The 14591-nt window shown below is 36.9% G+C and carries 13 protein-coding genes and 1 other annotated feature (1 of these 14 running past the window's edge); of the genes, 7 read left to right on the top strand and 6 right to left on the bottom strand.

Going from position 1 to position 14591, the window contains the following annotated elements:
* Nucleotides 1-13: a sequence feature (His leader region), on the bottom strand; it reaches 117 nt to the left of the window's first position.
* A gap of 385 nt (nt 14-398) precedes the next feature.
* Nucleotides 399-1220 (top strand): SDR family oxidoreductase, encoded by an 822-nt coding sequence (locus ACNARN_RS07340; protein ID WP_109373485.1) that lies wholly within the window; start codon nt 399-401, stop codon nt 1218-1220.
* 1 nt (nt 1221) lies between these two features.
* On the opposite strand, the gene ACNARN_RS07345 is transcribed toward ACNARN_RS07340, so the two are convergent.
* Complete coding sequence (locus ACNARN_RS07345) at nt 1222-1842, bottom strand: glutathione S-transferase family protein (protein WP_198620478.1); 621 nt, start codon at nt 1840-1842, stop codon at nt 1222-1224.
* Nucleotides 1843-1999: 157 nt separating this feature from the next.
* On the opposite strand from ACNARN_RS07345, the gene ACNARN_RS07350 reads away from it, so the two are divergent.
* Nucleotides 2000-3202: a serine hydrolase gene (locus ACNARN_RS07350; protein WP_416304298.1), complete on the top strand. Its 1203-nt coding sequence runs from the start codon at nt 2000-2002 to the stop codon at nt 3200-3202.
* Nucleotides 3203-3352: 150 nt separating this feature from the next.
* Here the strand turns inward: ACNARN_RS07350 and ACNARN_RS07355 are convergent, their stop codons facing one another.
* The 4 genes from ACNARN_RS07355 to ybjG form a co-directional block, all read right to left on the bottom strand.
* Entirely contained in the window at nt 3353-5023 is a 1671-nt protein-coding gene (locus tag ACNARN_RS07355; RefSeq protein ID WP_198632265.1) for a formate--tetrahydrofolate ligase, read from the bottom strand.
* A gap of 327 nt (nt 5024-5350) precedes the next feature.
* A complete protein-coding gene (locus ACNARN_RS07360; protein WP_198620481.1) occupies nt 5351-6715 on the bottom strand; it encodes an L-serine ammonia-lyase in 1365 nt (454 codons plus the stop codon).
* Between the two features lie 125 nt (nt 6716-6840).
* A complete protein-coding gene (locus ACNARN_RS07365) occupies nt 6841-8157 on the bottom strand; it encodes an HAAAP family serine/threonine permease (protein ID WP_160230107.1) in 1317 nt (438 codons plus the stop codon).
* Nucleotides 8158-9068: 911 nt separating this feature from the next.
* Nucleotides 9069-9680, bottom strand: a complete 612-nt coding sequence (ybjG, locus tag ACNARN_RS07370; protein ID WP_198620482.1) for an undecaprenyl-diphosphate phosphatase — start codon at nt 9678-9680, stop codon at nt 9069-9071.
* A 238-nt stretch (nt 9681-9918) separates the two neighbouring features.
* Here ybjG and ACNARN_RS07375 point away from each other — a divergent pair, with 238 nt between their 5' ends.
* Nucleotides 9919-10344 carry a secondary thiamine-phosphate synthase enzyme YjbQ gene (locus tag ACNARN_RS07375; RefSeq protein WP_416304299.1) on the top strand — a complete coding sequence of 142 codons (426 nt, stop codon included), beginning with the start codon at nt 9919-9921 and terminating at the stop codon, nt 10342-10344.
* A 253-nt stretch (nt 10345-10597) separates the two neighbouring features.
* Here ACNARN_RS07375 and ACNARN_RS07380 read toward each other — a convergent pair whose 3' ends face one another.
* Nucleotides 10598-10861 carry a GrxA family glutaredoxin gene (locus tag ACNARN_RS07380; RefSeq protein WP_036912158.1) on the bottom strand — a complete coding sequence of 88 codons (264 nt, stop codon included), beginning with the start codon at nt 10859-10861 and terminating at the stop codon, nt 10598-10600.
* A 171-nt stretch (nt 10862-11032) separates the two neighbouring features.
* On the opposite strand from ACNARN_RS07380, the gene ACNARN_RS07385 reads away from it, so the two are divergent.
* The 4 genes from ACNARN_RS07385 (at nt 11033) to ACNARN_RS07400 (ending at nt 14486) form a co-directional block, all read left to right on the top strand.
* Nucleotides 11033-11335, top strand: a complete 303-nt coding sequence (locus ACNARN_RS07385) for a YbjC family protein (RefSeq protein ID WP_196533025.1) — start codon at nt 11033-11035, stop codon at nt 11333-11335.
* 166 nt (nt 11336-11501) lie between these two features.
* Nucleotides 11502-12017, top strand: coding sequence for a YbjN domain-containing protein (locus ACNARN_RS07390; protein ID WP_109373494.1), 516 nt, complete (start codon nt 11502-11504; stop codon nt 12015-12017).
* 30 nt (nt 12018-12047) lie between these two features.
* Entirely contained in the window at nt 12048-13181 is a 1134-nt protein-coding gene (rlmC, locus tag ACNARN_RS07395) for a 23S rRNA (uracil(747)-C(5))-methyltransferase RlmC (protein WP_198620484.1), read from the top strand.
* Nucleotides 13182-13286: 105 nt separating this feature from the next.
* The gene (locus ACNARN_RS07400; protein ID WP_349443165.1) at nt 13287-14486 is read left to right on the top strand and encodes a multidrug effflux MFS transporter; all 1200 of its coding nucleotides are present in this window, start codon (nt 13287-13289) and stop codon (nt 14484-14486) included.
* Nucleotides 14487-14591: the final 105 nt, after the last annotated feature.

Here is a 14591-nt window from a genome sequence, read left to right on the forward strand (position 1 = left end):
ATGGTGATGATGGTGGTTTAGTTGAATGCTATACATAATTATTTTCCTAGCTAATAACACTATTTGTTATTTAATAATGCCCGTTACTGTTAATCTGTATTTAGTAACCAATATTTAGTAACCAATATTGAGTAACCTGCATTTAGAATTTGTCTGCCTTTCAACCTACATGATTTACAAAGCAGAAAGCAACCTATTTTTTAATAATAATTTAATTATTTTGTAACCTTTTGTTTTTAATGTAATTTTAATATTTCTCTTATTTACTTAATGGAACAAGTAGGCGAGTATATAGGGAGATGCTAAACGTTCACGAAATATAAGTAGTATTTATAAGTAATGGCGAAACTAAAATTTTATAGCATACTTTGACTAAGCCATTTAAGTAGGGGAGCAAAATGAAACGAATAACCATCGTAGGATTAGGTTGGTTAGGTTTACCACTTGCCGTTGCGTTGCGTGATGCAGGCTATCAAGTTAAAGGGACTAAAACCACTGAAGATGGTGTAGAAGCAGCAAGAATGAGTGGCATTGACTGCTGTTTAGTGAATTTAACACCCGCAATTGAATGTGATAGAGATGATTTTGATTACTTAATGGAAACTGACGTTCTCATTATCACGTTACCACCCAGTGCTGCTGGTGGAGGTTATGATTATGTTGAAGCCATTCAGACGCTGGTGGATAGCGCAATGTCTCGCCATGTTACGAGAGTCATTTACATTAGCTCTACTTCTGTATATGGCAATCAAACAGGTAATATCACGGAAGAAATGGATATTCGACCAGAAACACAATCAGCAAAAATGTTAGCAGAAGTTGAGAACTGGCTACACCGTTTACCGTTGACTACAGTTGATATTCTTCGATTAGCAGGATTAGTCGGGCCGGGTCGTCATGCAGGACGTTTTTTATCAGGTAAAAAACAGGTAAAAGGCGCTCATCAATGCGTTAACTTAGTCCACTTAGACGATGTAATTTTTGCAGTCGAACAACTTCTTGCGCAGAATGAAGGTGGCCATTTATATAATTTATGTGCTCCAATTCACCCTAAAAAGAAAGAATTTTACTCAAGAGTGTCGAATCAACTCGATCTTATTCCGCCAGAATTTGTTGAAGAAGAGAAGCCTTTAATACGAGAAATTGATGGTCAGGAGATCTGTCGAGATCTTGGATTTCATTACCATTATCCAGATCCCGACAAAATGCCAATGAATTAACTTAATTTACAGGCAATAACACGATATCACGGAAAATAGGTCTTTCACTTAATTGTGCAAACCAGCGCTCAATGTGAGGGAAGTTAGGTCTATCTTTGCAAACTTCAAGCCACGGGTAGACCAATGGTGCGATCGCCATATCGGCAAGAGAGAATGCATCTCCTGCGAAATAAGTTGTTTTTGCAAGTTGGTCGTCAGCTATTTTGATTAATTTATTCAGTTTCTCTTTCAACGCGTTAACAATCTCAGGATTTTGCTGCTCTTTAGGCGTGCGAACAATCATGATCATCATTTGTTGAATGGGAGAAAATAGGCTGCCATTTGACCAATCCATCCATTTTTCTACATTTGCTCGTTGTTTCGGATCAATGGGATAGAGGGTATTATTTTCATATTTTGTACATAAATAACGAATAATGGTATTAGACTCCCATAAAGCAAAGTCATCATCTTGTAAGGTTGGAATAGAAGCGTTGGGATTCATCGCTAAATAATTTGCTTCATTGAGTCCACCAAAAGGGCCACCAACGTCGATTTGTTCATAAGGAACATTTAATTCTTTTAAGCACCAAAGAACTTTTTTAACGTTAGATGAGTTTTTTCTACCCCAGACTTTTAACATAAAGGTCTCCTAAACCACGATAAGTAATAAAATTTCCCTCTATAGGGCGCTAAATATGAATATAAGATAAATCTCTATATATCAATGTTGGCGTCTTATTCCAGAAAGCCATATAGTAGGAAAGCTTTAACAAATTGATATAAAAGGGTGATCGGTAATGAAAAAAAATATTCCATCTGTTCTGGGTAAGGTTACCGCGGGAATGGGTTTACTGCTAATTATTTCTAGTCCTTCATTTGCAGTAAATAATCCGGTACCTCCTCAAATAGAGGCAAAATCTTATGTATTAATGGATTACAACAGCGGAAAAATTCTGGCATCAGAGAAACCTGATGAGCGTTTAGATCCCGCCAGCCTGACAAAAATTATGAGTAGCTACGTTGTTGGGCAAGCTATCAAAGAAGGTCGTATGTCTCCTGACGATATGGTTATTGTTGGGCGTAATGCGTGGGCAACGGGAAATCCGGTATTGAAGGGATCATCATTGATGTTCTTGAAACCGGGGGATCAGGTCAAAGTGATTGATTTAAACCGCGGTATGGTTATTCAATCTGGTAATGATGCCAGTATTGCATTAGCAGAACATGTTGCGGGTAGTCAGGAAACCTTTGTTGATTTAATGAATTCTTATGCTAAGAATCTCGGTTTAAAAAATACACACTTTAAAACCGTTCATGGGTTAGATTCTGATGGACAATATACAACCGCACAAGATATGGCATTACTGACAGCAGCCATGATCCGCGATGTTCCTTCTGAGTATGAAATTCATAAAGAAAAAGAATTTACATTCAACAATATTCGTCAGCCAAACCGTAACCGTTTATTGTGGAATAAAAATATGAATGTCGATGGTGTGAAAACGGGTCACACTAATGGAGCAGGGTACAATCTTGTTTCTTCGGCAACTGAAGGTGATATGCGCTTAATTGCTGTTGTTTTAGGAACACCATCAGATAAAGTGCGTTTTGCTGAAAGTGAAAAATTATTAGACTGGGGTTTCCGCTTTTTTGAAACGGTAACACCTGTAAAAGCAGATACACCACTGACAACTCAAAAAGTGTGGTATGGCGATAAAGGTGAAGTAGCATTAGGGGTTGCTAACGATGCTTCAATTACCATTCCTAAAGGTGAATTGAAAAATCTGAAAGCCTCTTTTACTTTAACTAATCCTGTATTAGAAGCGCCGTTAACGCAAAATCAGGTTGTAGGTACAGTTAACTTTTTATTAAATGATGAAGTGATTGAACAACGCCCATTAGTTGTAAAAGAAGCGGTTGAGGAAGGCGGTTTCTTTAGTCGTATTTGGGATTTTGTTGTTAAAACAGTATCTGGTTGGTTTAATGCTATTTTTGGTTAATTCACCAATAATGGATCTATCAAAGCGTTACTGAGTTTTTCACCCAAAAAGAAAGACTAGCTGTTATTATTATATAAATAATCCGTAATTTTTTAACGATTACGGATTTTTTTATACTCAATAAAATAGAGAGATATCCTATTTTAGAACTTAAATAAGCCCATCTATTTTGCCTTGATTATCAACATTAACAGCGATAGCAGCAGGTGTTTTCGGTAATCCGGGCATCGTTGTGATAGAGCCTGTTAAGGCGACAACAAAGCCTGCGCCAGCAGAAACATACACTTCACGAACGTTTATTGTAAAGTCAGTCGGTCGGCCTAATAACGAGGGATCATCTGAGAGTGAATATTGAGTTTTTGCCATGCAAACAGGGAAATGAGCAAACCCCATACTTTCTATCTTTTCTAACATCTTACGAGCATGTTGGCTATAAGTCACACTACCTGCACCATAAACTTCTTTGGCAACAATCTCGATTTTTTGACTAAGTGAAGCATCATCAGGATAAATTAATTGAAATTGGCTCTGTTCATTTTCAAGCGTATCAATCACTTGCTTAGCCAATTCAATACCACCTTCGCCGCCTTTTTCCCACACTTTGGTAATTGCGAAGCGACAATCTCTATCTTGGCAAAATTGTTCGATAAACTGGTGCTCTGCAATACTATCAGTGACATACGCATTAAGAGAGACAATCACGGGTAAGCCATATTTTTTAAGGTTTTCAATGTGTTTTTCAAGATTTACAATGCCTTTTTCAAGGGCAGCTAAATCTTCATTATTCCACTCGCCTTTACCTAAGCCACCATTATATTTTAGCGCTTTGGTGGTTACAACAATAACGGCACAATCAGGGCGTAATCCACTGACCCGACATTTTATATCAAAGAATTTTTCAGCACCTAAGTCAGCACCAAAACCAGCTTCTGTCACAGTAATATCAGCAAGTTGAAGAGCAAGTTTTGTCGCTCTTACGCTATTACATCCATGAGCAATATTAGCAAAAGGACCTCCATGAATAATGGCAGGAGTATTTTCGAGTGTTTGTACTAAATTAGGATTAATAGCATCTTTTAATAAACTCGCCATTGCTCCGACGGCTTGTAGATCGTTTGCTGTAACAGGATCACCATTATAAGAATAAGCAACAATGATGCGAGAAAGTCGCTGTTTTAAATCATCAATATCCAAAGCTAAACATAGGATAGACATAATTTCAGAAGCAACAGTAATAACAAAGTTCTCTTCTCTTGTGATACCGTCTTTTTCGCCACCTAATCCCACAACAATATTACGTAAAGCACGATCGTTCATATCCATACAACGTTTAAACACGATTTTTTTAGGATCGATATTTAAAGGATTACCTTGATAAATCGAATTATCAAGCATGGCTGCAAGTAAGTTATTGGCAGAGGTAATAGCATGAAAATCGCCAGTAAAATGAAGGTTGAGATCTTCCATCGGAACGACTTGTGAATAACCACCACCAGTTGCTCCACCTTTAATGCCAAAACAAGGGCCTAAAGAGGGTTCACGCAATGCAATAATGGCATTTTTCCCAATATGATTAAGTGCTTGCCCTAATCCAACAGTCACCGTTGTTTTACCTTCACCAGCCGGTGTTGGGTTTATTGCTGTCACTAAAACTAACTTTCCGGGCTTTTTTGTCGCAATTTTTGACCAAATGTTGTGGCTAAATTTGGCTTTGTACTTGCCATAAAACTCGATATCGTCTTGATCAATATTTAAATTTTTAGCAATGTCCTGAATAGGTAAGAGGTGTGCTTCTTGGGAGATTTGAATATCTGATTTCATTTTAATTCTCTTTTTATCCCGTTAATGATGTCTCTAGTGATCTTTATTTATCAACTCTAGACAATAATCTAAATATGGCCAATAGATTGATTAATTTGTAGTTATTTACTTTAGATAACGCGTTCATCGTCACGTCATTTAAATAATTTTTGAGGTTAGCGCCTATTTTTTCAAAAAAACTATTTTAACTAAGGATGACAATTTAATCTCATACAAAAAAGAGGATATTAAAAAAAGAAGAGTCTCAAGATTGAGGTTAATAAACAAAAAAGGCGCTGATATCAGCGCCTTATCTATCATAAATATCTGTATTTCAGACTTTCAGATTTAGTCACAAGAAATTTTAATGGCTAATCCACCTTGAGAGGTTTCACGATATTTAGCATTAATGTCTTTCCCTGTTTCGTACATTGTCTCAATGACTTTATCTAAACAAATACGAGGATCGCTAACACGACGTAAAGCCATACGAGATGAGTTTACAGCTTGTACGGCTGCGATAGCATTACGTTCAATACAAGGAACTTGTACTTGTCCTGCCACTGGGTCGCAAGTAAGCCCTAAGTTATGCTCCATCGCAATTTCTGCTGCGATACAAACTTGTTCTGGGCTACCGCCTAAGAGTTCAGTCAATGCACCTGCTGCCATTGAACAAGCAACACCGACTTCACCTTGGCAACCGACTTCAGCACCCGAGATAGATGCATTCATTTTGTAAAGTGAACCAATAACACCAGCAACTAAGAAAAAGCGAGTGTAAGAGTTTTCATTTACAGGGCGAATAAATTTATCATAGTAAGATAATACTGCTGGGATAATGCCGCAGGCACCGTTTGTTGGTGCTGTGACAACACGTCCACCAGCCGCATTTTCTTCATTCACGGCAAGGGCAAACATATTAATCCAGTCAACAACAGTCATTGGATCTGTTGTCGTTTTATCTTCTGTGACTAACATACGGCGTAATGCAGAAGCACGGCGAGGTACACGTAATGGCCCTGGTAATAAGCCTTCGGTATTTACACCGCGCTCAATACCTGACTTCATTACTTCCCAAACAGCCGCAAAATGAGCCGAAATTTCTTCTTTGCTACGTAATGCTAATTCGTTTTGCATCACTAATGCTGATAAAGAAAGGCCTGTTTCTTTGCAATGGCGACGTAAATCAGCCGCATATTGATAAGGATAAGGAACTTGAACTGCATTTTCTTCAGGTTGGCCAAAATGTTCTTCATCAACAATAAAACCGCCACCAGTAGAATAATAGGTTTTTTTCAATAAAACCTGCTCGCCGTTATAAGCGGTAATGGTCATGCCATTTTCATGAAGGGGTAGATTGTTTTTATGAAAATTCATACCGCCTTCAACAGGAAAATCGACTTCTTTTATGCCATTTGCCAGCATTAAGCGACCAGTTGTTTCTACTTGTTTAATAAACGGGGCGATAGAATCAATATCGACAGTATCAGGTAAATTTCCTGCGAGTCCCATAATAATAGCAATATCCGTTGCGTGACCTTTACCTGTTAAAGATAAAGAGCCATAAACATCAACGATAACGCGGGAAACAGAAGAGAGGAGATTTTTTTCAGCAAGTAAATCAACGAATTCTTTACCTGCTTTCATTGGACCTACAGTGTGTGAGCTTGAAGGGCCGATACCGATTTTAAAAATATCAAAGACGCTAACCATAATATTCGCCTCCCTAATTAATTTAAAGGCGCAACTGTGTGATTATTAGAGTGATAAGTGTCAGTTTTGAAGTCTAAAGCTGTAATGGCTACTTTCTTTTATGAAAGTAGCCATCAGGTGCTTTATTAGCCCATGAATGAACTAATTAAGCTATAGAAAACTGCTGAGATTGCGATAAGACCCATAATTACAACGAATGCGTTGCTGATATGGCCTTGGTATTTCTTCATCGCTGGTACTTTACGGATTGCATACATAGGCATCAGGAACAGTAACATTGCGATAATTGGGCCACCTAATGTTTCAATCATACCTAAGATGCTTGGGTTTAATGTTGCAACAATCCAAGTTGTAACCAGCATAAACAGTGCAGTGATTTTGTTTAAACGATCTTTTTCGATTGTTTTACCTTTTTCACGCAGTGATTTGATGATTAAACCGTTGAAACCTTCACGAGCACCTAAGTAGTGACCTAAGAAAGATTTAGTGATCGCAACGAAAGCAATAAATGGAGCAATATAAGCGATAACAGGTGCTTCAAAATGGTTAGCAAGGTAAGACAGAATACTGATGTTCTGTGCTTTTGCTTCTGCTAAGTTTTCTGGTGTTAAGCTAAATACACAGCTAAACACGAAGAACATTACAGTGATAACCATCATGATGTGCGCATAAGCTAAAATGCGTGAACATTTTTTCTCAGCGTTTTCGCCGTATTCTTCACGTTTTGCAACAGCAAACGCAGAGATGATTGGAGAGTGGTTAAAAGAGAACACCATTACAGGGATAGCTAACCATAGGGTTACTAATAGGCCTTGACCCATACCTGATGTTGTTGCGTGATCAAAAGAGAGAGTATCAAGGATCGCACCATTCCACTCTGGGATCAGATACAGTGCTAAGACCATCAGGACAGCAACAAATGGGAACACTAAAACGCTCATTGCTTTAACGATAGCTTGTTCACCAAAGCGAATAATCGACATGATACCGACAATCAGTACCAACGATAAAATTGCGCGAGGTGGTGCAGACATGTGCATTTGGTTCACAATAAAGCTTTCTACTGTATTGGTGATAGCAACACTATAAACCAATAGAATAGGATAAATTGCGAAGAAATAGAGCAGGGTGATTAATTTACCTGCTGTTTTACCAAAGTGTTCTTCAACAACTTCAGTGATATCTTCACCTGGATTTTTACCTGATAACACAAAGCGGCACATACCACGGTGTGCAAAGAAGGTCATTGGGAATGCAAGTACTAACATGATCAACAGAGGAATTAAACCACCAATCCCTGCGTTGATAGGTAAAAATAGAACGCCAGCACCGATAGCCGTACCGTATAAACCTAACATCCATACTGTATCTGACTTACGCCATGTTTTGTAATCACCTTGGGTGTTACCCGACGCGATAGAACCAACTTTGGTTGTATCCATAATACTCTCCGAAATAACGCGGTAAAAAAAATAATGAATAAAAATAAGAGCGCGATTGTATTTCTTTTTAGAAATAATCACGGCATAAATTTAATTATGAATAAATGAGTGCATTGAGTACCTGGTGTTATCTCAATATCTTCAATTACCACATACAAAATCTTTAAATTTCAAAAGAATTAGACTCTTCCAAAATTTGAAAAAATATTCAATAAGTTTATATCCAGACTTAAGAGGTGCAGAATATAGTGTTTTTCAGGATAAACTACCGTGATCACCATCTCAAATGCTAAATATAACTGAAAAACCTGAAAATGTAACATTTTTTATATTTTGTGTTTTTCGAGGCGGTTTTTAAAACATTTTGAAATAACTTTCCAATTTTAAAGGAAATACAAAATAAAGCTAAATACTTAAATATTCATATGTTAATGATTATTTTTAGGTATTTTTATTAACTAGAAAATAAATGATTAAAATCAACTAGGTTATTTTTGTTTACAATTAAAACATTACATTAACCATATATCTAATTGAAATATAATGATAAATTATTTTCTCTAATTAATGTTTAAAACTAGACAAAAGAATATAGAAACAATGCAATATGATTATTTATTAATGAATTTCTTTTATTTTATGAAATGTATATAGCTATATTTCATTTATAAGTAGAATATTGTTTATAAATACGACAATGAATTTGTTAATAAATGAGTTTGGTAGGTTGTTATATAACGAATATAAAAGTTTCATTTTGATTAAAATAACAACATATTTATTTTTTTGGACAAATACTATAATAGTAGAGAATATTTTTATTTATATATTAATATATTGAAGGGCGGTGTCACTTAAGTTAAATATAAAAAAGACCACAATAAATGTGGTCTTTTTCGGTATAAGAAAGGTTATGCCTTTGTCCAACCTTTGCGAATAGGATAAGCAAAACAGAGCTGATAGAGCTGTTGTACCCATTTTTGGAGTATATTTCCACCTTTAGACCAGAAGATCTGGCAAAGGCCACAAGAAAGTAGAGCAACGATAAAAGCTCCAATCATATCGATTGGCCAATGTACGCCAAGATAGATACGCGCCCAAGCAATCGCAAGTCCTAAACCGAGCATAATATAGCCAATACGTTTGCTGTTATGCCAAAAGAGATAAGCTAAAGCAATGGTGAAAACAAACGTACCATGGTTACTTGGGAATGATGGTGTTGCATCGTGATCAAGAAAGTTGTAGCCAATGTTAGCTGCAAAAGGGCGTTCATGAGGAGCAATAGCACCAATCACCCAAGAGATAGAAAGTGCGATACCTAAAGAGATAGCCGCTTTACATACCAATGTTCTTTGCTGGCTAAGATATTTTTCATTACCCCATAACCAATAGAACACTAAAGATAACGGAAAAAGATAGACAAGGTACTTAGCAATAATTATCGCCGTACCGATTTCTAAAGGAGATGCCGCAGGTGTTGCATTCATCATTGAAAATACGGCTAAATTGAATTGTTCCAGCAAAGTAGGCTCCATACATGTCGTACTGATAAGCGATGTTTATGATGCATAATACGCAAGTTTTTAAGGGTAAATGAGGGAGTAATAGGGGTAAAGTGTTTTTTTCTTATTTAATTGTGCTTTTTTAAAAGATTTGCCAGTTTTATACAAAACTGAGCTAAAGCACTCTTAAAAAGAGTATTGCGCTTATGTTATTGCTCCTACATCGTTCTTTTTCTTATCTTCAACGAGGTATAACTTTATGTGGTTCCAGAAAAATATAGTCCTTAGTGCAAGGTCTAGAGGATTTCACTTAATTACACAAGTATTGATTCAAGAATTACCAGAACTAAGACAATATAAAATCGGAATTGCTCATTTTTTTATTCAACATACATCGGCCTCATTAACGATTAATGAAAATGCGGATCCAACAGTACGAAGTGACTTTGAAAACTTCTTTAATCACAACGTAAAAGAGAACGAAGATTACTATCTTCACACTTATGAAGGCAGTGATGATATGCCCGCGCATATTAAAAGTAGCTTACTTGGACAAAGTGTCATGGTTCCTATTAGTCAAGGTGAGCTGAATTTAGGGACTTGGCAGGGGATTTATCTCGGTGAACATCGTAATCACGGTGGTAATCGTCGTATTATTGTGACATTGCAAGGTGAGTGTTACTAAATTTCAAGCAATAAAAAACCCGACAGCTATTTCACCAAAAGGGTTGAAACTATCGGGCTCCTCAATATTTGGGGACATCAAAGAAAAGCAGTGGCACTAATTCAGACTACGGGTTAGAAAGAAAGTTCGCTGACTAATGAAAAAAAATAGAATTTTTTTTTGGAAAGAGTGAGATGATAGAGAAAAGATGGATGATACAAAAAGAGAAAGCGCTAAAACATATTGATAAATAAGCTGTTTTAGCGCTTTTAAATTAGTTGTAGATGCCTAAATTTTCTTTAGCATAAGCTTCAAAATCTGTGCAACCACCAATGTGTTTCTCATCAATAAAAATTTGTGGCACAGTTTCAACAGGTTTACCGACAGTTTTAGATAAATCAGCTTTTGTAATTCCTTCAGCTTGAATATCTACATAGCGGAAATCAAAATCGTCACGTTTTTCAGACAAAGTTTCAGCCAGTTGTTTCGCACGAACACAATATGGGCAACCTGGGCGACCAAAAATGACAACAAACATACGACACTCCTTATTGAGGAAATAAAATTCAGGCATAATAGTTTCTATTGGTTGTTACTATGCCCTTTTATTAGGCTAAACAAAAACAGTTATTGCCTTTTAGTGTGATAAATTATACCAATTTGCCGAATAATGAGATAGGACTGCAACACAGCATTTAGCGGAGAAATGATGGAAAAGCCTTCAAATCGAGATATGAAATCACTGTCAGATATGCCAAAACCCATTATCATCATTGAAATAATTGGGATTATTCTATTGGTGGTTGCTTATCTTTATATCAACCAATATATGACCTCTCCGCAGTGGCTAGGAACATATACAGGACAGTTAACGTTGGTTGTTTTAGGGGTTATCTGCATGATCCCGCCAGCTATCCATATTGTATGGCGTGCTATTTATCGATTAACTTTTTTAGGGATTGACCATAAATCCCTAAATAATAAAAAGAAAAAAGAGAATAACGAAGAATAGCTATCTGTTTTTCCTCAAAATATATTAGAAACTAAGAAAATCCAATGTGTAAATTGGCTTAATTTTCTTAGTTTTTCTATTTATTAGTGCCTTCAAGATAGAAAAAGTGGCAAAATAGCGCCAATGCCAAAAGGCATTCTTTTTTTTGCGCGTAAAGGTTATTTGAATGAACGCTGTTGTGACTACCGATCTGGATCAGCTAAAGTCTTGGCTTGATGAACTACAGATTGCTTATTATGAATGTGACTCTTGTCAGGCGTTACATTTACCGCATCTTCAATATATCAGTGGCATTTTTGATGCTAAAATTGATATTCTTGAGGATGTACTTGTATTTACCGCTATCGCTGAGCTAAAACCGTCAGCAATAGTGCCTTTAATGGCAAATCTAAGCCAAATTAATGCAAGCTCTTTATTTATTAAAACATTTCTAGAAATTAGTGATGAGAACTTACCAAAATTAGTTTTCTGCCAATCATTCCCGGTTGCTGCGGGTATCTCACTTAATCAATTTGACCTATTCTTACAAAAAGCAGAAGAGCAATCTGCTGAAGTCGTCAGCGAAATTTTTAATAACGGTTTCTTGTATGGCGAAAAGCAAGAAAGTGAAAACGAAGAAGATGAGGAAGAAGATGTTGAGATAAACAGCGCATCAACTGACTCCTCCTATACTGTACATTAATATTAATCTCCATAACGGTTACAAAATCTTATGCAATGCGCACGATTTAGTGCGGGTGAATGTCATTCTTGTGAGTGGCTTTCTCTTGCTTATCCTGAACAAATCAAGAAAAAACAGCACAGCCTATTAGCATTACTTCCAGAAGATTATGCTTTTGATAAATTAGCGCCAGTTGAAAGCCAACAGGCGCAATTTCGTAATAAAGCAAAAATGGTCGTCAGCGGGAGTGTCGAAAGACCCGTCTTAGGTTTAAAAACTAAAGATGGTGTTGCTGTCGATTTATGCGAATGTCCACTGTATCCAGTTTCTTTTGCCTCCGTGTTTCCTGTTCTAAAAACATTTATTGCAAAAGCAGGGTTAGTTCCTTACGACATCGAACGTCGCCGCGGTGAACTCAAGTTTATTTTATTAACTGAGAGTCGAAGTAATAGCACCATGATGTTGCGCTTTGTTTTGCGCTCAGAAAAAAAACTAGAACAACTTCGCAAAGCACTTCCTTGGTTACAAGCGCAATTGCCTCAATTAGCCGTTATCTCCGTGAATATTCAACCTATCCATATGGCTATTTTGGAAGGCGAACAAGAAATTATTCTGACTGAAAAAACGTTCTTGGATGAATCATTTAACCAAATTCCATTGCATATTCGTCCAAGAGGTTTTTTTCAAACTAATCCAGAAGTTGCCTCATCACTTTATGCTACTGCTGGGTGTTGGGTAAGAGAATTAAATATCACGCATCTGTGGGATATGTTTTGTGGATCTGGGGGGTTTGGGTTGCATTGTGCGGATAAATCAACCCAATTAACAGGTATTGAAATTAGTCCAGAAGCTATTGAATGTGCGCGTTTATCAGCTCAGGAATTAGGGCTAGAACATGTCGAATTCCAAGCGTTAGATTCAACGGGCTATGCATTAGCAAAAGAGTCTGTTCCTGAATTAGTGCTTGTGAATCCACCAAGGAGAGGTATTGGTGAGGCATTATGCGGTTATCTAAATAAAATGAAACCTCGCTTTATTCTTTACTCAAGTTGTAATGCTCAAACCATGGCAAAAGATATTCAGCAACTTTCTCACTATCAGATAGATAGAGTGCAATTATTTGATATGTTTCCTCATACTTCTCACTATGAAGTGCTTACGTTATTGGTATTACAAGACAACTAAGATATTTATTACAAAATAGTGATTGAGTGTTAGTATAAATAAGCATTTAACGCTCGATGGATAACATCGGGCGTTTTCTTTTTTATTAGATAGGCATTCTATTTTATGCAGAACTTAAAAGCGTTGTTATTAGTGATGGTGTTATTGGGGCCTTTGGGGATCGATCTCTATTTACCGACGATACCTGCGATTGCTCAAGATTTAGGAAGTAGTGTCTCTCTTATTCAATCAACTATCGCTTTATTTATTTTTGTCCTAGGTGTAGGGCAACTTATATCAGGGCCTTTAGTGGATAAGTTTGGCCGTAAACCAATCGCTATCGCGGGGATACTTATCTATATTGTGGGTTCTGTTATTGCAACGATTTCGACAGACTCAACGCTTTTTATTATCTCACGATTATTACAAGCTTCAGCTGTGTGCTGTACTTCTGTTGTCGCTTTTACCTGTGTTCGTGACTGTTTTAATGGTAATGAAGCTGCCCGCGTTTTTGGTTTTTTAAATGGTACGTTAAATATTATCCCTGCATTGGCACCATTATTAGGTGGATTATTGGCAGAATATTGGGGATGGCGTGCTCCTTTCGGATTTTTAATTTTCTACTCCATACTTGTTTTAATTCTAATTGCGCGTTTTTTACCAGAAACAAAGCCTGAAAATACTGCTCAATCAAAACAAAAATTAGGTAAAACATACCTTGAGATTTTATGCAGTAAACGCTTTTTGACTTTTGCTTTAGTGAATGCGGGCACAATGGGGATGGCATTAACCTATGTGTCATTTGCCCCAATTGTATTGATGAAAGATGCAAAATTATCAGCACTGATTTTTTCTATTGTTTTTGGTGTAAATGGTTTTTGGATCATGTTTGTCAGTTTTTATGCGAACCGCGTTATTCACCGTGTCGGCAGACCTATTTGTTTGATCTTAGGGAGCGGATTAATGGGATTAGGCTGTGTGAGCTTATTAGGTGGCTTGTTGTTTATTCCTGCCGAAATGCAAAATCATTGGTTGATCTATATGCTTCCTGTAGCAAGTGCATGTGCTGGTCTTGCTTTTATTATGGGACCCGCGACAAGTTATGCGCTTGAGCCTTATTCAAAAACGGCAGGTATTGCCTCTGCATTAGTGGGTTTTATTCAAATGGCAGGTGGTGCCGTCTTTGGTTTAACGGCATTGGCTTCACCAGTACAACCTAAATTAGCGTTAGCTATTGTGATGTTACTCGGTAGTTTATTAGCGTTGAATGCTTATCGAGTAAGCCACAAAGAAGCGTTAATGGAAAAACAGGCTACACAAGAATAGAACAAGTATTTGTTGTTTATTCTGACATAAAAAACACCCCAGAATGATAATGAACTGCACCCCAAAAGTTGGACACCAACTTTGGGGTGTTTTTATATCGACAGT

The organism is Proteus sp. TSJ240517, assembly GCF_047921575.1.
GTDB lineage: Bacteria > Pseudomonadota > Gammaproteobacteria > Enterobacterales > Enterobacteriaceae > Proteus.